Origin of the sequence: Pseudomonas anatoliensis (assembly GCF_017976235.1) — a bacterium.
In the GTDB taxonomy this organism is placed as follows: domain Bacteria; phylum Pseudomonadota; class Gammaproteobacteria; order Pseudomonadales; family Pseudomonadaceae; genus Aquipseudomonas; species Aquipseudomonas anatoliensis.
Window position 1 is genome coordinate 847,200 of record NZ_JACVHC010000002.1, and the last position, 20,901, is coordinate 868,100.

Sequence of the window (20,901 nt, forward strand, 5' to 3'; positions counted from 1 at the left end):
TTACTCCTTGTCCTTGAGCACATCGGGAAGGTAGGCCCGGTGAAAACCATTGAACGATTCACTGTGGGTCGCTTTGTGCAACGGCCACGCACGACTGCCGAGGCTGGCTGCGCCATCGATACGCAACGTGCTGCCACTGATGAACGCCGCCGCCGGACTGAGCAGAAACACGATCGCCGCGCTGACTTCCGATTCGGTGCCGATGCGCTTGAGTGGCACATGCTCGCGCAGGGTCGGGATCACCGCTTTGAATGCGCCTTCGTAGGTGTCCATGCCGCTGGAGGCAATCCAGCCCGGCGCCACCGCGTTGACCCGCACCCCGGCGTAACCCCACTCGAAGGCGGCGGTCTTGGTGAAGTTGTCCATGCCCGCACGCGCCGCGCCGGAGTGGCCCATGCCGGGCATGCCGCCCCACATGTCGGCGAGCATGTTGACGATGTTGCCACCGTGTTTGCTCATCGACTGGTTAAACACTTCCCGTGCCATCAGAAAACCGCCGACCAGGTTGGTGCGCAGTACGGTTTCGAAACCTTTCTGATTGATCGAAGCCAGCGGCGCCGGGTATTGGCCGCCGGCATTGTTGACCAGGCCATGGATCGGCCCGTGTTCAGCGATCAATTCGCTGACCAGTTGTCTGACCGCTTCCTCATCGCGGATATCGCAAGCCTGCCAATGCGCGCAACCACCGTCCTCGGTGATTTCGGCGGCGACTTTTTGCAGCTTTTCAGGTTTGCGCCCGACCAGCAGCACATGGGCGCCGAGCGCTGCCAGCTCGTGGGCGGTGCAGCGGCCAATGCCGCTGCCGCCGCCAGTGACGATGATGGTCTGGCCGCTGAACAGCTCGGCATTGAAAATCGACGCGTAAGCCATGCAAACCATCCTCTAGTCGAACTGTTCGGCGATGCTCTGTGGCACCGGGATCTGGATTTCCAAGAGTTGCTGGGCGAAAGCTTTGCCTTGCGGGTCGATGCGCAGACTGGCCACGCCACCACCGCCGAGGGCGTTTTCCAATAGAAAGTTGAGGCTATGGGTGCCGGGCAGATACCAGCGTTCGACGCGGCCGTGGATCGGATCGAGAACGTGGCTCATCCAGTCGACGATCACCTCAGGCGTCAATGCTTCGGCGATCCACGGCAGATATTCAGGCTTGCGCGGCATGACGCCGATGTTGCTGTGGTTGCCCTTGTCACCTGAGCGCGCCACGGCCAGTTTCACCAACGGCACGCTGGCGTCGGCGCGACCCTGGGGTTTGGGTGGTTGCTCGGCGATGGGCAAGTCCTGGCTGTCGAGTGCGGTCAGCGCGGGCAGGGCACATGGGTGATTTTCACCGGTCAGGTTGATGTGCAGGGTGCAGACGCTTTTGTCGATCAGGAACGAGAACAGGCGGATAACCGGATAGACCTTCGGCCGTCCGCCAACGATGCCGGTCAGCCCCGGCGCCATGCCGGTTGCAGCCTGGGCGATTTCCCGGGAGAACAGGATCAGCGCCTGCTTGTTCGGATGGCGCACTGCAAGTTTGATTATCACTTCGCGAGTGTCATGGCGCTGCCCATGAGGGCCGTACGTGGCTTCGCTGCCGAGCAATTCAATGTGGGTTTCGCTGTAAGGCACCCAGCCGCGCTGGCTGAACATTTCCGACGTCTTGTCGATGATCGCCTGGCTGACGCGTCGGGCCTTCTCCACTGCATCGATGCCGGCTATCAGGCAACTGGCGGTACAACGGAAGCCGTCCGGATACGTCGCGCTGACCTTGTATCTGTCGCTGGGCGGCAGGCCTTTGGCACCGTGCACATGCACCGCGTTCTTGCCTTGTTGCTGGAGTTTGACCTGAGTGAAGTCGCAGACCACATCGGGCAGCAGATAGGCCTGCGGATCGCCGATTTCGTAAAGCATCTGCTCGCCGACGGTCAGCGGCGTGATCAGGCCGCCGGAGCCCTCGGGCTTGCTGACGATGAAGTGGCTGTCGGCACTGACTTCAACGATTGGAAAGCCGATGTGCTCGTAATCCGGAACGTCGCGCCAGTCGGTGAAGTTGCCGCCGGTACACTGCGCGCCGCATTCGATGATGTGCCCGGCCAGTGCGGCCTGGGCGAGTTTGTCGTAGTCGTGCCACGACCAGCCGAATTCATGCACCAACGCCGCACTGACGACGGCGCTGTCGACCACGCGCCCGGTAATGACGATGTCGGCGCCCAGACGTAGCGCCTCGACGATGCCTGGCGCGCCGAGGTAGGCGTTGGTCGAGACGCACATCGGTGGCAATGGCGCGCCGGTGAACATTTCGCTGAGGCCCTGAGCGGCGAGCTGCTTGAATTGCGGTTGCAGGTCATCGCCCAGCAGGACGGCAATTTTCCGCTTGATGCCGGCAGCGTCGCAGGCAGCTTGCAGGGCGGCGGCGCAGGCCTGGGGATTGACGCCGCCAGCGTTGCTGATGACGCGGATATTCTGCTCGGCCAGTTGCGGCAGCAGCGGGGTGAGGACGTCGATGAAGTCGCTGGCGAACCCGCCCTGCGGATCCTTCATGCGCGCGCCGGCCATGATCGACATAGTGATTTCGGCCAGGTAATCGAACACCAGATAATCCAGGCGCCCACCCTCTACCAGTTGCGCGGCGGCGGTAGAGGTGTCACCCCAGAAAGCACTGGCGCATCCGATGCGGACGGTGGTTGGCATTTTTATCTCCGGCTCAGGGACCTGCGACAGAAGTGTTTGGAGGCTACCAAGCAAGCGCTTGGTTTGTAAACAGCTGAAATATCTTCTGCCCAAGCGCTTGCTTGGTTGTCGTTGGCGGCTTAAATTGCGCGCAACCCTGCGGTTTCAGGGGGCAACAGACTGATCGACTGTAGGAGAGAACGGGTGGACGAGCAAAAAGCCCTGAGGGTCATGCGCGAATTGGTCGACCAAGGCCAGTTGACCGACCCGGACAGCGCCCGCGGCAAACTGCTGCAAGTGGCGGCTCACCTGTTCCGCAACAAAGGTTATGAGCGTACTACGGTGCGCGATCTGGCCGGCGCGGTGGGTATTCAGTCGGGGAGCATTTTTCATCACTTCAAAAGCAAGGACGAAATTCTCCGTGCGGTGATGGAAGAAACCATCCGCTATAACACCGCATTGATGCGCGCGGCGCTCGCCGATGCGACCAATGTGCGCGAGCGCGTATTGGCGCTGATTCGCTGTGAATTGCAATCGATCATGGGCGGCAGCGGCGAAGCCATGGCGGTGCTGGTCTATGAATGGCGCTCGTTGTCCGAAGAAGGCCAGGCCAAGGTTCTCGCCTTGCGCGATGTCTATGAAGAAATCTGGCTACAGGTGCTCGGTGAAGCCAAGGAGGCCGGGTTCATTCGTGGGGACGTATTTGTCACGCGGCGTTTCCTCACCGGTGCCCTGTCCTGGACCACCACCTGGTTCCGTGCCGGCGGCAGTCTGAGTCTTGATCAGTTGGCTGATGAGGCGCTGATTCTGGTGCTTGAAGAGCGTTGAAGCGCTTTCTATCGGGCCGGGAAACTGGCTAACTGGGCGAAACCGCCTAGCTTGAATGCATTGATCGGTATTTTTTCGGGGAGTGGGGTGTTTTGAAGTCTTTGCCAAGTCGGACCGCCGCGAGGTTATTGCTCGCAGCGCTGGCTGCATTATGGGTATTGCCCGCTCAGGCAGCGCAATTGGTTCGGGTTGGTGCAGCGCACTTTCCGCCTTATACCGTTCGCCCCGAAAACGGTGCCGACACCGGTCTGTTGCCTCAGATGGTCGAGGCCTTGAACCGGCTGCAAAGCGACTATCAGTTCGTCCTCGTGCCAACTTCGATTCCGCGCCGTTTCGGTGATTTCAAGCAGGGCCGGATCGACATGGCGATCTTCGAGAACCCTGAGTGGGGCTGGAAGGAAATCCCTCACAACGACGTCGACATGGGGCTTGAGGATGCCGAGATTTTTGTCGCGCAACGCGAAGACGGCCGGCAGCAGAACTATTTTGCCGACCTGAGCGGCAAGCGTCTGGCGCTGTTCAGTGGCTATCACTACGAGTTCGCCAACTTCAATGCCGACCCGAAATTCCTCGCGCAAAACTTCAAGGCCACGCTGACCTATTCCCACGACAGCAACCTGTTGATGGTGCTACGCGGACGCGCGGATATTGCGCTGGTGACCCGTTCGTACTTGAGTGACTACCTGCTGCGCAACGAGAAGGTGCGCGATGAATTGCTGGTGTCCCAGCGCATCGATCAGGTCTATCACCATTACGCCATCCTGCGTCCGGCCGCGCCGATAACCGGCGAAGCGTTCAGCAAGTTGCTGCAAGGCCTGCGCGACAATGGCGAAATGCTGAAAATCTTCGATCCTTATCGGATTGCCGTGGTGCCGGTGCATGATCACTGACAGAGATGCTGTTGGTACTCTGAACATGCCAGCCTACCACCCAGCGAAGGCTTTTTAACCTGTCAGACCTGACAGTGGTTGGGGCAGATTATTCCTGTTTGAATCGTGATCGTACCTGACTCTCGGTGTACGACCTTATCTTGCAGGAGTTTGAGTAATGACACATTTCATGGAAATGGATTTACCAGTCCCGGAAGTAAAAGAAGCGCTTACTAATAATACGCTCTATCCAATGGACGCTTTTGACGGGGCAACAGCGACCGTCAAATATAAGATGGAGAAGACCGATACCATTATTTTTCATTGCGAGGGGCCGGCAGGTATAGGGGTTCCCACTTTCGAGGAAAAACAAGGTAATGAAAGTGGAAGCGTTGATTTCGGGATTCTTGCCTGCACGATCGGTGCCTGCATCGGTAAAACCCTTTTTGTCTGGTATGAGGTTTCTCGAGGCAATACCTCATGGGAATCACAGAAGCTTGAACTCCAGGTGCAATATCTGGATATGTCTGATCTCCCTGCCCCGGCACTTCCAGATGTGACTCTAATCGAAGGGGATAAAGTGCTGGACCTGCGCAGTCTTTCGCATGATGCGATAGTCACATTAGCCCCCCCACCTTTTTTCGCCGTGGGTCAGAAGATGTGGGTTCGTGTTGCGGGCCTGCATGCTGACCCGTCCGAGACAGTGCTTACGCTCCTGGAGGCGGAAGAGATTGAGGAGCGTCATCTTGTCGAGGGTGTCAAGTTGACTATTCCTCGCGGATGGTTGTTTGGCCTGGATGATTATTCAGCATTGACAGTTGAATGCTTTCTCGCCTATGGCGGTCAATCAGATATTGAGACTGCTCAGGAACTTCCGCGTACGACTCACAAGATTCGTCAGCGCGAGCATCAGTTACTCGACGACTTCACAGATTTCGACCTGACGGGGTGGAACAGTTGGAAGAAAGGACCTGCCGCGGCGGATCCGTTAGATCTCATTGTGAAGAGTGACAAGACTGGACACTATCTATGGAATTGGGGATATACAAGTCCCAACAACGGTATTCACCTGTTCAAGGATTATAAGTATCTGCAGCCGGGCCGTAGTTATGAATTTACTCTGCAACTTCGCAGGAATAGTCCGGCTAATCCGGCGCCAAAACTGTCGTTGGAAAGCGATCAGTCGATCATTGTAGAACCGACACCTCTTCTATCGCCGGAATGGATCACAGTGGGTAGTACCTTCATTGCCAACTCCAGCACTGTGCAACTGCGACTGGTCAGTCATGTTAATTCTGTCGCCGGGAATGATTACGACGTAACCCGTATTCGCTTGAAGGAAATGTTGTCAGGGAACGAAGTTTAAGTCTTTTTGCAAATGAGCTTAATTTTTTGCCCTCGGCTCACGTCACATCGTTTAACTGTCGACGATTATCGTGAGCCCGACCCATGTCCAATCTGAATGACCTGACTGCCCTGGCCCTGCCTTCGGGCAGCCAGTTGGTAGCCGATGCAACCGAAAGCCGTTTGAGCCTGAGCCTGGACGGGCAGCCGCTGATTCGCCTGCGCCTTGATCGCGAGGCCAAGGGCCCGATCCATATCGATGAACGCTTCGCCTTGCCGCCGGGGCAAGCCCTGTGGGCAGCCTGTTATTGGCTGTTCGCGCGCGATCCGGCGTGCCAGCAATTGACCTGGCAACTCGACCAGCCGCCGACCGAAGCCTTGCTCAGCGGTCTGTTGGTGAACACTGAAGTGACCGGCGAATACCGCTGCGAGCGCACGCTGTTCTGGCAGTTACCGCAACCGTGGCTCGGCACGTCTCTGACCGGCTGCTATCCGCAACAAATGAAGATTAGCGCTGGCAAGCGCCATCCTTTAAGACCGGTGAAGCCGCGCGGTGAAGTCTATCGACGTTTCGATGCGCGCCTCGGCGCCTGGATTTCTCTGCGCACGGTCCAGATCGAAGACGACCTGCCGCGCTTCAATCGCTGGCAGAACAACCCGCGAGTCGCCAGTTTCTGGGACGAACAGGGCAGTCTCGAAAAGCATCGCGAATACCTCAGCAAACTCGACGCCGATCCGCACACGCTGACCTTGATCGGCTGTTTCGATGATCAGCCATTTGCCTATTTCGAAGCCTATTGGGCCAAGGAAGATCGCATCGCGCCGTTCTACGATGCCGACAATTACGACCGTGGCATTCATATGTTGGTAGGTGAGGAGGATCACCGCGGCCCGCACAAAGTGGCGAGTTGGTTATCGGCGCTGGTGCATTACCTGTTTCTGGATGATCCGCGCACTCAGCGAGTGGTCGCCGAACCGCGCGCCGACAACGCGAAGATGATCGGCTACATGCAGAACCAGTGCTTCCATTGCGAAAAAGAGTTCGACTTCCCGCACAAACGTGCAGCGCTGATGATGTTGGGGCGTGAGCGGTTTTTTGATCGGTGCAAGCTGGCTTGATATTGCCTTAAAGCAAAAGATCGCAGCCTTCGGCAGCTCCTACAGGGTTAACGCGAAACCCGTGTAGGAGCTGCCGAAGGCTGCGATCTTTTTTGTGCGGACAACTGGGTCTTAACGCCGACCCACAGCCACCGGATCCCGACGGCTGCTCGACACCTTGCGGCAGTGCACCAGCGCATCACGGATCATGAAATTGACCAGGGTCGGCGACACGCCAAGCTCCTTGGCGATGTCCTTCTGCGGCACACCATGCAGGCGATACATCTCGAATGCATAGCGCGTGCGACTCGGTAGCTCGGTCAGCGCATCGGCGATGTTTTCCAGCGTCGAGAAATTGATGTGCGAGGTTTCCGGCGAAGCACCCTGAATGACCACGTTCAACCCTTCCTCCTCAGGGCCGGAGTACTTCTGTTCCAGCGCCTGTTTGCGGTAGTGATCGATCGCAAGGTTGCGCACGATCTGGAACAGATAACTCAATTGCGCCTTGATCGACGAGGTGATCGGCGGTGCCGACTGCAGTCGGAAAAACGCATCTTGCACCACATCTTCGGCGCGTGACCGGCAGCCGGTAATGCGTGCTGCAATCTTGACCAGAATCAGTCGGTTGTCGACGAATGCCTGAAGTAGCGGTGAATCGCACCTGCTTGTGGATACTTGTTCCGTCATGGAAATCACCTTACTGCCAATAGGTTAGTGGGGCGCCTGGGGGCGGGCTGCCCTACACATCGAGCGACAAATTATGTTGAATGATAATGATTGTCAAATGAGAAAGAGAAACAATCCATTGAATGGGTGCGATCTGAGAACTGCGACACGCCGCCGCACCCCAGCCCCATTAGCGATCCAGCCTGCCGACTAATTATTTCAAGACGTCATCCGTTCTCATTGGTGAATGGTTCCGGATAAAGGCTCCCGGCCAGACAGCATTCCCATGCCTTGCGCGGTCGGCGTAGACCGCGCCCTGCATGCCCTGCGAGGGCGTGTCGCAGCAACCCGATTCCACTAGCAAGCCGAATTCAGGCAGGAAACCTCATGACCGACGCGTTCGAACTCCCCAGCACCCTGGTCCACGCCCTCCAGCGCCGCGCGGCCCTGACGCCGGATCGACTGGCCTTGCGTTTTCTTGCCGAAAACGAAGAGCAGGCTGTGGTCCTCAGCTATCGCGAACTGGACCAACGCGCGCGCACCATTGCCGCTGCGTTGCAGGCCGAGGCCGAATTTGCTGATCGCGCGGTGCTGCTGTTCCCAAGTGGCCCGGATTACGTTGCGGCGTTTTTTGGTTGCCTGTATGCCGGGGTGATCGCGGTGCCGGCCTATCCACCGGAATCGGCCCGCCGTCATCATCAAGAGCGCCTGCTGTCGATCATTGCCGACGCCGAACCGCGCCTGCTACTGACCAGCGCCGACTTGCGCGATGCCTTGCAACAGATCGAAGGCGCACCGCCGCTGTTGTGCGTCGATACCCTCGACAGCGCTTTGGCTGAGCGCTGGGTTGAGCCGACTCTGCCGGCCGATCACATTGCATTCCTGCAATACACCTCAGGCTCCACCGCGCTGCCCAAAGGCGTGCAGGTCAGCCACGGCAATCTGGTCGCCAACGAGCTGCTGATTCGCCACGGTTTTGGCATCGACGTGAACCCCGATGACGTCATCGTCAGCTGGCTGCCGCTGTACCACGACATGGGTTTGATCGGCGGTCTGTTGCAGCCGATTTTCAGCGGTGTGCCGTGCATCCTGATGTCGCCGGCGTACTTCCTCGGCCGGCCACTGCGCTGGCTCGAAGCGATCAGCCAATACGGCGGCACCATCAGCGGCGGGCCGGATTTCGCCTATCGCTTGTGCAGCGAGCGGGTCAGTGAATCGGCGCTTGAACGTCTCGACCTGAGTCGCTGGCGCGTGGCCTATTCCGGCTCCGAACCGATCCGTCTCGACACCAACGAACGCTTCGCCGAAAAATTCGCGGCGTGTGGTTTCAGTGCCGACAGTTTCATGGCTTCGTACGGTCTGGCCGAGGCCACGCTGTTCGTCGCCGGCACGCCGCGCGGCAAGGGCATTCCTGCGCTGCGCGTGGACGATCAGGCGCTGGCGCAAAACCGTGCAGAGCCGGGCGACGGCAGCGCGATCATGAGTTGCGGCATCAGCCAGCCAGAACACGCGGTGCTGATCGTTGAGCCAACCCGTCTGGAAGAACTCGCCGACAATGCCGTCGGCGAAGTCTGGGCGGCTGGCCCGAGCATCGCTCACGGTTACTGGCGCAACCCCGAGGCCAGCGCCAAGACTTTCGTCCAGCACGCCGGCCGCACCTGGCTGCGCACCGGTGACCTGGGTTTCATGCGTAACGGCGAACTGTTTATCACCGGTCGCCTGAAAGACATGTTGATCGTGCGCGGCCATAACCTCTATCCGCAGGACATCGAGAAGACGGTCGAGAGCGAAGTGGAAGTGGTACGCAAGGGCCGGGTCGCGGCATTTGCGGTGACTCAGGACGGCGAAGAAGGCATCGGTATCGCGGCGGAGATCAGCCGCAGTGTGCAGAAAATTCTGCCGCCAGAAGCGCTGATCAAAGCTATCCGCCAAGCGGTGGCCGAGGGTTATCAGCAAGCACCGAGCGTGGTGGTGTTGCTCAATCCGGGCGCATTGCCGAAAACCTCCAGCGGCAAATTGCAGCGTTCGGCCTGCCGTAATCGCCTGGCCGATGGCAGCCTCGACAGCTATGCGGTGTTCCCTTCAGATGAAGTGCAAGGTGTCGAATCGACCCTGCAAGGTTCCGAGCTCGAAGCCTTGATCGGCAAAATCTGGGCCGAACAACTGAACGTCAAACAGGTCAATGCTGACGATCACTTCTTCCTGCTCGGTGGCAACTCGATTGCCGCCACCCAAGTGATCGCCCGGGTGCGCGAAGAGCTCGGTCTGGCGCTGAGCCTGCGCCTGCTTTTCGAAGCGCCGACGCTGTCCGCCTTCGCCGCTGCCGTGGCCCTGGAGCAGCAGAATGGCGCAAGTGTTCAAGGCACAATCAACGCGCTGTCGCGTACGGAGCCAATGCCACAATCGCTGGCGCAAAATCGCTTGTGGATCACCTGGCAACTGGATCCGCAAAGCAGCGCCTACAACATTCCGGGGGCGCTGCGTCTGCGCGGCGAGCTCGACGAAGATGCTTTGCGCGCAAGCTTCCAGCAACTGATCGAACGCCACGAATCCCTGCGCACGCGCTTCTTTGAACGCGACGGCGTGGCACTGCAACAAGTCGATGCTGCGGCTGAATTCAACCTGCAACTGGTCGACATCAGCGACCTGCCAACCCATGAACGTGAAGCTCGCGCTGAGCAAATCCGTGAGGACGAAGCGCGCACCCGGTTCGATCTGGAAAAAGGCCCGCTACTCAGGGTGAGGCTGATTCGCCTTGATGACGAAGACCATCAACTGCTGGTGACGATGCACCACATCATCGCCGACGGCTGGTCGCTGAACGTGTTGATCGATGAATTCTCGCGCCTGTACGCCGCCGCTTCCCAGGGCCAGAGCACCGAGCTCGCGGCATTGCCAACCCAGTACGCCGACTACGGCAGTTGGCAGCGCCAATGGCTGGCGCAAGGCGAGGGCGAGCGGCAACTGACCTACTGGAAAACGCAGTTGGGCGATGAGCATCCGACGCTGGAGCTGGCCACCGATCATCCGCGAGCTGCCCAGCAACTTCTAAGCGCCTCGCGCCACAGCGTACGTCTGAGCATCAGCCTCAGCGAAACCATTCGCCAGACTGCCCAAGCGCACGATGCCACACCGTTCATGCTGTTGCTCGCGGCGTTCCAGAGCCTGTTGCACCGTTATAGCGGTCAACGCGATATTCGCATTGGCGTGCCCAATGCCAACCGTCCACGGCTGGAAACCCAAGGCCTGATCGGCTTCTTCATCAACACTCAGGTGCTGCGCGCGGACGTCGATTCACGCCTGTCGTTCACCGAGTTGCTGGCGCAAACCCGCGAGGCTGCACTCGGCGCACAAGCCCATCAGGACCTGCCGTTCGAACAACTGCTCGAAGCCTTCCCGCAGGCCCGCGAACAGGGTTTGTTCCAGGTCATGTTCAACCATCAGCAACGCGACCTCAGCGCACTCAAACGCCTGCCCGGTCTACTCGCCGAAGAGTTGCCGTGGCACAGCCGCGAGGCCAAGTTCGATCTGCAATTGCACAGCGAAGAAGACCGCAACGGGCGCCTGACCTTGTCCTTCGACTATGCCGACGAGCTGTTCGACGCCGCGACCATCGGGCGGCTGGCGGAGCATTTCAGCAATCTTCTGCGAGATGCCTGCGAGCGTCCGCACCATGCCATCGGCGATCTGCAACTGTTGACTGCCAGCGAAAGCGAACTGCAATCAGACTGGAGCCGCGCCCCTTGTGCCAAGGCTGAGCAATGGCTGCCGGAACTGCTCAACGAACAACTGCGCCTGACCCCGCAACGTACCGCGCTGGTGTGGGAGGGCGGCAGTCTCGATTTCGCCGAACTACATGCTCAATCCAATCGACTGGCGCATTACTTGCGCGACAAGGGTGTCGGCCCGGATGTCTGCGTGGCCATCGCGGCCGAGCGTTCGCCGCAACTGCTGATCGGCCTGCTGGCGGTCATCAAGGCAGGCGGCGCTTATGTGCCGCTCGATCCGGATTACCCGGCCGAGCGTCTGGCCTACATGCTCAGCGACAGCGGCGTCGAATTGCTGCTGACGCAAACCGCATTGCTCGACCGCTTGCCGGCCAGCGATGGCGTCAGCGGCATCGCCATGGATGCCCTGCATCTGGAGAACTGGCCAAGCCATGCGCCGGGTCTGCACCTGCACGGCGACAACCTCGCCTACGTGATTTATACCTCCGGTTCCACCGGTCAACCGAAAGGCGTCGGCAACACCCACGCGGCATTGGCTGAACGTCTGCAATGGATGCAGAACACTTATCGCCTGAACGACAGCGACGTGCTGATGCAAAAAGCGCCGATCAGTTTTGACGTGTCGGTGTGGGAATGCTTCTGGCCGTTGATCACGGGTGCGCGCCTGCTGATTACCGCACCGGGCGAACACCGTGATCCGCATCGCATCGCGCAACTGGTTCAGCAATATGGCGTGACCACATTGCACTTCGTGCCGCCGCTGCTCTCGCTGTTCATCGACGAGCCGCTCAGCAGCGAATGCACCAGCCTGCGCCGGGTGTTCTCCGGCGGCGAAGCCTTGCCAGCCGAGTTGCGCAACCGCGTGCTGGCGCAACTGCCGGCAGTGCAACTGCACAACCGCTATGGCCCGACTGAAACCGCGATCAACGTCACCCACTGGCATTGCACTGCCGCTGATGGCGAGCGCTCGCCCATTGGCCGACCGCTGGGCAATGTGGTGTGTCGCGTGCTCGACGCAGACCTCAATCCTGTACCTGCGGGCGTACCCGGCGAGCTGTGCATCAGCGGTATCGGTCTGGCGCGTGGTTATCTAGGTCGCCCGGCGCTGACCGCCGAACGGTTTGTGGTCGATCCATTGGGCGAGCAGGGTGCTCGCTTGTACCGCACCGGTGACCGTGCACGCTGGTCTGCCGATGGCGTGATCGAATACCTCGGCCGTCTCGATCAGCAGGTCAAACTGCGCGGCTTTCGCGTCGAACCGGAAGAAATCGAAGCACGCTTGCTGGCACAGGACGGCGTTGCCCAAGCCGTGGTGCTGGTGCGTGAAACCGCTGGCGGTGCGCAACTGATCGGCTACTTCACGGCGACCGATGCCAGCGCAGACCAGGACGCGCAAATCGCCCGGCTGAAAACCGCACTCGCCGCCGAACTCCCGGAATACATGGTCCCGGCGCAATTGATGCGCCTTGACGCAATGCCGCTGAGCCCGAGCGGCAAACTCGACCGCCGCGCCTTGCCCGAGCCGCAATGGCAAGTGCGTGAGCATGTCGAGCCGGTCACTGAACTTGAGCAAAAGATCGCCGCCATCTGGCGCGAAGTGCTGGGCCTGGCGCAAGTCGGCCTGCGCGACGATTTCTTTGCCCTCGGCGGTCATTCGCTGCTGGCCACGCAAATCATCTCGCGCACCCGTCAGGCTTGCGACGTCGAATTGCCGTTGCGCGCGTTGTTCGAACACAGTGAGCTCGGTGATTTCGCCGAACAGATCCGTCTGATCCAGGTCAGCGGTCGCACTAACAAACAGCCGCCGATTGAAAAGGTCGACCGCAGCCAACCCGTGCCGTTGTCCTACTCGCAACAGCGCATGTGGTTCCTCTGGCAGATGGAACCGGACAGCCCAGCGTACAACGTCGGCGGCATGGCGCGTCTGCGTGGCGTGTTGCATGTCGAGCATTTCGAGGCGGCATTGCAAGCGCTGATTCTGCGCCACGAAACCCTGCGCACGACATTCCCAAGTGTCGATGGCGTGGCCCGTCAGCAGGTGCACGCCGAGACTGGCGTGCGCATGGGCTGGAAAGATTTCTCGACACTCGCGGCTGACCTGCGTGAGCAAAAAGTCCAGCAACTGGCCGACGAAGAAGCGCATCTGCCGTTCGACCTGGAAACCGGTCCGCTGCTGCGTGCCTGTCTGGTCAAGACTGCCGAGCATGAGCATTACTTCGTCCTGACCCTGCATCACATCGTCACCGAAGGCTGGGCGATGGACATTTTTGCCCGTGAACTCAGCGCGTTGTACGAAGCGTTCGTCGATGATCGCGAATCGCCGCTGGAGTCGTTGCCGGTGCAGTACCTCGACTACAGCGTCTGGCAGCGCAACTGGCTGGAGTCCGGCGAGCGTCAGCGTCAACTCGACTACTGGACCGCGCAACTGGGCCGCGAACATCCGTTGCTGGAATTGCCGGGTGACCGCCCGCGTCCACCGGTGCAGAGCCATCAGGGTGAGCTGTTCCGTTTCGACCTCAGTGATGACGTCGCCGCGCGGGTCCGGGCGTTCAATGCGCAAAACGGTCTGACCCTGTTCATGACCATGACCGCCGCACTCGCCACGCTGCTTTACCGCTATAGCGGCCAGACCGATCTGCGCATCGGCGCACCGGTGGCCAACCGTATCCGCCCGGAAAGCGAAGGGCTGATCGGCGCGTTCCTCAACACTCAGGTGCTGCGTTGCCAGCTCGACGGGCAGATGTCGGTCGGCGAGTTGTTCGAGCAGGTGCGCCACACCGTGATCGAAGGGCAGTCCCATCAGGATCTGCCGTTCGATCATCTGGTTGAAGCCTTGCAGCCACCGCGCAGCGCCGCTTACAACCCGCTGTTTCAGGTGATGTGCAACGTGCAGCGCTGGGAATTCCAGCAGAGCCGTATGCTCGCCGGCATGACCGTCGAGTACCTGGCCAACGATGCGCGGGCGACCAAGTTCGATCTCAACCTGGAGGTCACCGACCTCGACCATCGCCTGGGCTGCTGCCTGACGTACAGCACTGATCTGTTCGATGAGCCGACCATTGCGCGCATGGCCGGGCATTGGCGCAACCTTCTGGAAGCGCTGATCGCCGACCCGCAACAACGCCTCAGCGAACTGCCGCTGCTGGACGCGCCGGAGCAACAGCGCCTGCTCGACAGCCTCGGCGTCGAGCCGGGCGAGCATCGTCTCGATCAGTGCATTCATCACCTGTTCGCCGAGCAAGCACTGCTGCGCAAAGATGCGCCAGCCCTGACGTTCGCCGGCCAGACCTTGAGCTACGCCGAACTCGACGCCCGCGCCAATCGTCTGGCTTGGGCTCTGCGTGAGCGCGGCGTTGGCCCGCAAGTGCGCGTGGGTCTGGCGCTCGAGCGTTCGCTGGAGATGGTCATCGGCCTGCTGGCGATCCTCAAGGCTGGCGGCGCTTATGTGCCGCTCGATCCGGAATACCCGCTCGACCGTTTGCATTACATGATTGAAGACAGCCGCATCGGTCTGCTGCTCAGCGACCGCGCGATGTTCAACGCGCTCGGTGATCTGCCGTCGAGCGTGGCGAGTTGGTGCCTGGAAGAGGACAGCGCCGCACTGGCCGATTTCCCGGCCACCGAGTTGCCATTTATCAGTCTGCCGCAGCATCAGGCCTACCTGATTTACACCTCGGGTTCGACCGGTAAACCGAAAGGCGTGGTGGTGTCCCACGGCGAAATCGCCATGCATTGCCAAGCCGTTATCGAGCGTTTCGGCATGCGCCCTGACGACTGCGAGTTGCACTTCTATTCGATCAACTTCGATGCTGCGACCGAGCGCTTGCTGGTGCCACTGCTCAGCGGCGCGCAGGTGGTGTTGCGGGCGCAAGGTCAGTGGGACGCCGAAGAAATCTGCGGGCTGATCCGCACCCATCGCATCAACGTCCTGGGTTTCACCCCGAGCTACGGCAGCCAGTTGGCGCAGTTCCTCGCCACGCAAAACGACATTCTGCCGGTGCGGATGATCATCACCGGCGGCGAAGCGCTGACCGGCGAACACCTGCAACGCATTCGTGCGGCGTTCAAGCCGAGCCTGTTCTTCAACGCCTATGGCCCGACCGAAACCGTGGTCATGCCGCTAGCCAGTCTGGCCCCGGACGTGCTCGAAGAGGGCGCCGGCAGTGTGCCGATCGGCAGCGTGATCGGCGCTCGCGTGGCGTACATTCTCGACGCCGATCTGGCGTTGGTGCCGCAAGGCGCGACCGGTGAATTGTTTGTCGGCGGCGCGGGTCTGGCGCAGGCTTATCACGACCGTCCGGGTATCACGGCCGAACGTTTTGTCGCTGACCCGTTTGCCGCTGATGGCGGACGCATGTATCGCACTGGCGACCTGGTTCGCCAGCGTGCCGACGGTCTGGTCGAGTACCTGGGGCGGATCGACCATCAGGTGAAAATCCGTGGTTTCCGTATCGAACTTGGTGAAATCGAAACGCGTCTTCTTGATCACGATTCGATTCGCGAAGCGGTGGTGCTGGCGCTGGATGCGCCGAGCGGCAAACAACTGGTTGGCTACCTTGTCACCGAGATTGCCGAGCACAGCGAGGCTGAACAAGCTCAACTGCGCGAAGCACTGAAGACGCACCTCAAGGCTCAACTGCCGGATTACATGGTGCCGACCCACCTGATTCTACTGGCAAGCATGCCGCTCACCGCCAACGGCAAACTGGATCGTCGCGCACTGCCGGCGCCGGACCCCGAACTGAACCGTCAGGACTACGTGGCGCCGAGCAACGAGCTCGAACAAACCCTGGCGCAGATCTGGTGCGAAGTGCTCAACGTCGAACAGGTCGGCCTCAACGACAACTTCTTCGAGCTGGGTGGCGATTCCATTCTGTCGATTCAAGTGGTCAGCCGCGCGCGTCAGCAGGGCATTCATTTCAGTCCGCGTGATCTGTTCCAGCACCAGACCGTGCAGACCCTCGCCGCTGTGGCCAGCCGCACCGAGCTGGTGACAGCCGAGCAAGGTCTGGTAGCTGGCGAATCGCGTCTGACGCCGATTCAGCACTGGTTCTTCGACACCGATATTCCTCAGCGTCAGCACTGGAACCAGGCGTTGTTGCTGGGACCGACTACTGCGCTGGAGCGGCAGCTTCTTGAGCGAGCGCTACTGGCGGTGATCGAGCAGCACGACGCCCTGCGTCTGCGCTTCACCGAGGTGGGCGGTCAGTGGCAAGCGGTACATCAACCGGTTTCGGATGCCGTTGTTTTGTCGTCAGTACGCGTCGCGTCGATGGACAAGTGCGAGGCGCTGTTCGCCGATGCTCAACGCAGTCTTGATCTGGAAAACGGTCCGCTGCTGCGTGCCTTGCTGGTCGATGGCCCGCACGCTCAGCAACGCCTGTTCATCGCCATTCATCACTTGGTGGTCGACGGTGTCTCTTGGCGTGTCTTGCTTGACGATCTGCAAACCGTGTATCGCCAGCTCGACGCCGGGCAGTCGGTGAAACTGCCGGCGAAAACCAGTGCCTTCAAGGATTGGGCGGCACGCCTGCAGGCTTACGCCGGGAGCGAATCACTGCGCGAAGAACTCAACTGGTGGCAGACCCAACTGGCCGGTCCGAGCGCTGATCTGCCCTGCGAAAACCCACAGGGCGGCCAGCAGCATCGCCACGCGCAAACCGTCAGCGTGCGCCTCGATGCCGAGCGCACCCGACAATTGCTGCAACAGGCGCCAAGTGCTTATCGCACGCAGGTCAACGATCTGCTGCTGACCGCGTTGGCCCGTGTGCTGTGCCGCTGGAGCGGTCAGTCTTCGGCGCTGATTCAACTGGAAGGCCACGGCCGCGAAACCCTGTTCGACGAGATCGACCTGACCCGCACCGTCGGCTGGTTCACCAGCGCCTATCCATTGCGCCTGACCCCGCACAACATCGAAGAAGCCGCCGGGCAGGGCGCTTCGATCAAGGCGATCAAGGAGCAGTTGCGCGCCGTGCCGCACAAAGGCCTGGGTTATGGCGTGCTGCGTTATCTGGCGGATGACCTCAGCCAACGCAGCATGGCCGCGCTGCCGAATGCGCCGATCACCTTCAACTACCTTGGCCAGTTCGACCAGAGTTTCGCCAGCGATGCGCTGTTCCATCCGCTGGATGAACCGGTCGGCGCGGCCCACGATCCGCAGGCGCCGTTGCCGAACGAGTTGAGCGTCGACAGTCAGGTCTACGGCGGTGAACTGCTGCTGCGCTGGACCTTCAGCGCCGAACGTTACGAGGCGCAGACCATCAATGATCTGGCCGACGCCTACCTGGGCGAATTGCAAAGCCTGATCGAGCATTGCCTGAAAGCTGAGGCCGGTGGCCTGACGCCGTCGGACTTCCCGCTGGCGAAACTGACCCAGGCGCAACTCGATGCCTTGCCGGTGCCTGCCGCACACATTGAAGACGTCTATCCGCTGACGCCGATGCAGGAAGGCATGTTGCTGCACACCTTGCTCGAACCGGGCACCGGTCTGTACTACATGCAGGATCGCTACCGCATCAACAGCGAACTCGACCCCGAGCGTTTCGCTCAAGCGTGGCAAGCCGTAATCGGCCGTCATGAAGCGTTGCGTGCCTCGTTCTGCTGGAACGTCGGCGAAGACATGCTGCAAGTGATTCACACGCCGGGGCGCACGCCAATCGAGTACTTGGATTGGAGCGCCATCAGCGACGCCGAGCAGGAACCCAAGCTGCAAGCGCTGCTCAAAAGCGAGCGCGAAGCCGGGTTCGATCTGCTCAGTCAGGCACCGTTCCACTTGCGTCTGATCAAGGTCGGCGCGGCGCGTTACTGGTTCATGATGAGCAACCACCACATCCTCATCGATGCCTGGTGCCGTTCGCTGCTGATGAACGATTTCTTCGAGATCTACACCGCGCTTGGCGAAGGTCGCGAAGCTCAACTGAGCGTGCCGCCGCGTTATCGCGATTACATCGGCTGGCTGCAACGTCAGAGTCTTGCCGAAGCGCGTCAGTGGTGGCAGCAAAACCTGCAAGGGTTTGAACGCACCACGCCGATCCCGAGCGACCGACCGTTCCTGCGTGAACATGCCGGCGAGAGCGGCGGCATGATCGTCGGTGATCGCTACACCCGTCTCGATGTTGCGGACGGTGCTCGTCTGCGTGAGCTGGCCCAGGCCCATCAACTGACCATCAATACCTTCGCCCAAGCGGCATGGGCACTGGTGCTGCGGCGCATGAGCGGTGATCGCGACGTGCTGTTCGGTGTGACCGTTGCCGGGCGTCCGGTTGAGATGCCGGAAATGCAACGCACCGTCGGCCTGTTCATCAACAGTATCGCGCTGCGGGTGCAGATGCCGGCGGACTATCAGCGCACCAGCGTGCGTCAGTGGCTGAGCGGTCTGCTCGACAGCAACATGCAACTGCGCGAGTACGAATACCTGCCGCTGGTGAGCATTCAGGAGCAGAGCGAACTGCCGAAAGGCCAACCGCTGTTCGACAGCCTGTTTGTGTTCGAGAACGCGCCGGTAGAAGTCTCGGTACTGGACCGTGCGCAGAGCCTGAACGCGACCTCGGATTCGGGACGCACCCACACCAACTTCCCGCTGACGGCGGTGTGTTATCCGGGCGATGACCTTGGGCTGCACCTGTCGTATGACCAGCGTTACTTCGACGAGTCGACGGTCGAGCGCATGCTCGGCGAGTTCAAGCGTCTGCTGCTGGCGCTGGTCGACGGTTTCCATGGCGACATGGCCGATCTGCCGTTGCTGGGCCGTGAGGAGCAGGACTTCCTGCTCCACGGTTGCAATCAGAGCGCCCACGATTATCCGTTGGAGCAGAGCTACGTTTCGCTGTTCGAAGCGCAGGTTGCGGCGCATCCGGAGCGTATTGCCGCCAGTTGCCTGGATGTTCAATTGAGCTATCAGGCGCTGAACCAGAATGCCAACCGTCTCGGCCATGCCTTGGTCGCGGCCGGGGTGCAAATGGATCAACCGGTGGCGTTGCTGGCCGAGCGTAATCTTGATTTGCTGGGCATGATCATCGGCAGCTTCAAGGCGGGTGCCGGTTACTTGCCGCTGGACCCGGGTCTGCCGAGTCAGCGTCTGCAACGGATCATTGAGCTGAGCCGCACGCCAGTGCTGATGTGCAGCGAGGCGTGCCGTGAACAGGCGCAGACGTTGCTCGATGAATTCAGTTGCGCCAATCGTCCACGCTTGCTGGTGTGGGAAGAGGTGCAAGCGTTGGCGACATCGGCGCAGAACCCTGGCATTCACAGTGGCCCGGACAACCTCGCCTATGTGATCTACACCTCCGGCTCCACCGGTCTGCCGAAAGGCGTAATGGTCGAGCAGCGCGGCATGCTCAACAATCAGTTGAGCAAGGTGCCGTACCTCGATTTGAGCGAGGCCGACGTGATCGCGCAAACCGCTTCGCAGAGCTTCGATATTTCGGTCTGGCAGTTCCTCGCTGCACCGCTGTTTGGTGCACGGGTCGACATCGTGCCGAATACCATCGCTCACGATCCGCAAGGGTTGCTGGTGCATGTGCAGGCCCAGGGCATTACCGTGCTGGAGAGTGTGCCGTCGCTGATTCAGGGCATGCTCGCCTCGGATCGTCTGAGTCTCGACGGTCTGCGCTGGATGCTGCCGACCGGTGAAGCAATGCCGCCGGAACTGGCGCACCAATGGCTGCTGCGTTACCCGGACATTGGTCTGGTCAACGCTTATGGTCCGGCGGAATGCTCGGACGACGTGGCGTTCTACCGCGTGGACATGGCGTCGACTCGCGGCAGCTATTTGCCGATCGGTACGCCGACCGACAACAACTTGCTGTACCTGCTTGATGGCGCCCTGGAACTGGTGCCGTTGGGCGCAGTGGGTGAGTTGTGCGTGGCGGGCACCGGGGTAGGGCGCGGCTATGTCAGCGATCCGCTGCGAACCGCGCCGGTGTTTGTGCCGAACCCGTTCGGCGCACCGGGCGAACGCTTGTATCGCACCGGTGACCTGGCGCGACGCCGTAGCGATGGCGTGCTGGAATACGTCGGTCGTGTCGACCATCAGGTGAAGATTCGCGGTTACCGCATCGAGTTGGGTGAAATCGAAGCGCGTCTGCACGAGCAACCGGAAGTTCGCGATGCGGCGGTCGGTGTGCAGGAAGGCATCAACGGCAAGCATCTGGTCGGCTATCTGGTGGCAGCGGATTCTGCCCTGAACCCGAGCGATCGCCTGGAGCGCATCAAGCAACGCCTGCGCAGTGAACTGCCGGAATACATGGTGCCGTTGCACTGGCTGTGGCTTGCGCAGATGCCGCTCAATGCCAACGGCAAGCTTGATCGCAAGGCCTTGCCGGCACTGGAGATCGGTCAGTTGCAGAGCCATGATTACCTGGCGCCGCGCAACGAGCTGGAGCAAACCCTGGCAGATATCTGGGCCGAGGTGCTGAAGGTCGAGCAGGTTGGCGTGCGCGACAACTTCTTCGAACTCGGCGGGCACTCATTGCTGGCCACCCAGATCGCCTCGCGCGTACAGAAAACCCTGCAACGCGATGTGCCGCTGCGAGCGATGTTCGAATGCAGCACGGTTGCGGAACTGGCCGAGTACATCGATGGGCTGGCGGCCAGTGAAATCACTGAGGAGAAGGTGGATCGGTTGAATGATCTGATGGCGGAGCTGGAGGGTTTTTAAAAGCAAAAGATCGCAGCCTGCGGCAGCTCCTACAGAGAAATATGCGTTTCCCTGTAGG

At 60.5% G+C, this 20,901-nt stretch carries 8 protein-coding genes; 5 read left to right on the forward strand and 3 right to left on the reverse strand.

Features of this window, described 5'->3' with window-relative positions:
* Both ICA16_RS09230 and ICA16_RS09235 read right to left on the reverse strand, forming a co-directional pair.
* Positions 1-870, reverse strand: a complete 870-nt coding sequence (locus ICA16_RS09230; RefSeq protein WP_210700433.1) for an SDR family oxidoreductase — start codon at positions 868-870, stop codon at positions 1-3.
* Positions 871-882: 12 nt separating this feature from the next.
* Complete coding sequence (locus tag ICA16_RS09235) at positions 883-2,673, reverse strand: acyclic terpene utilization AtuA family protein (protein WP_210700434.1); 1,791 nt, start codon at positions 2,671-2,673, stop codon at positions 883-885.
* A gap of 183 nt (positions 2,674-2,856) precedes the next feature.
* Here ICA16_RS09235 and ICA16_RS09240 point away from each other — a divergent pair, with 183 nt between their 5' ends.
* The 4 genes from ICA16_RS09240 to ICA16_RS09255 all read left to right on the forward strand — a co-directional run bounded on the left by ICA16_RS09240 (position 2,857) and on the right by ICA16_RS09255 (position 6,812).
* Positions 2,857-3,480, forward strand: coding sequence for a TetR/AcrR family transcriptional regulator (locus ICA16_RS09240; protein ID WP_150603388.1), 624 nt, complete (start codon positions 2,857-2,859; stop codon positions 3,478-3,480).
* Between the two features lie 92 nt (positions 3,481-3,572).
* Complete coding sequence (locus ICA16_RS09245) at positions 3,573-4,370, forward strand: substrate-binding periplasmic protein (protein WP_210700435.1); 798 nt, start codon at positions 3,573-3,575, stop codon at positions 4,368-4,370.
* Between the two features lie 157 nt (positions 4,371-4,527).
* Positions 4,528-5,715, forward strand: a complete 1,188-nt coding sequence (locus ICA16_RS09250) for a hypothetical protein (protein WP_210553934.1) — start codon at positions 4,528-4,530, stop codon at positions 5,713-5,715.
* 83 nt (positions 5,716-5,798) lie between these two features.
* Entirely contained in the window at positions 5,799-6,812 is a 1,014-nt protein-coding gene (locus ICA16_RS09255) for a GNAT family N-acetyltransferase (protein WP_210700436.1), read from the forward strand.
* A 111-nt stretch (positions 6,813-6,923) separates the two neighbouring features.
* Here the strand turns inward: ICA16_RS09255 and ICA16_RS09260 are convergent, their stop codons facing one another.
* The gene (locus tag ICA16_RS09260; RefSeq protein ID WP_150603391.1) at positions 6,924-7,478 is read right to left on the reverse strand and encodes an RNA polymerase factor sigma-70; all 555 of its coding nucleotides are present in this window, start codon (positions 7,476-7,478) and stop codon (positions 6,924-6,926) included.
* A 366-nt stretch (positions 7,479-7,844) separates the two neighbouring features.
* Here ICA16_RS09260 and ICA16_RS09265 point away from each other — a divergent pair, with 366 nt between their 5' ends.
* The gene (locus tag ICA16_RS09265; RefSeq protein WP_210700437.1) at positions 7,845-20,843 is read left to right on the forward strand and encodes a non-ribosomal peptide synthetase; all 12,999 of its coding nucleotides are present in this window, start codon (positions 7,845-7,847) and stop codon (positions 20,841-20,843) included.
* Positions 20,844-20,901 lie beyond the last annotated feature (58 nt).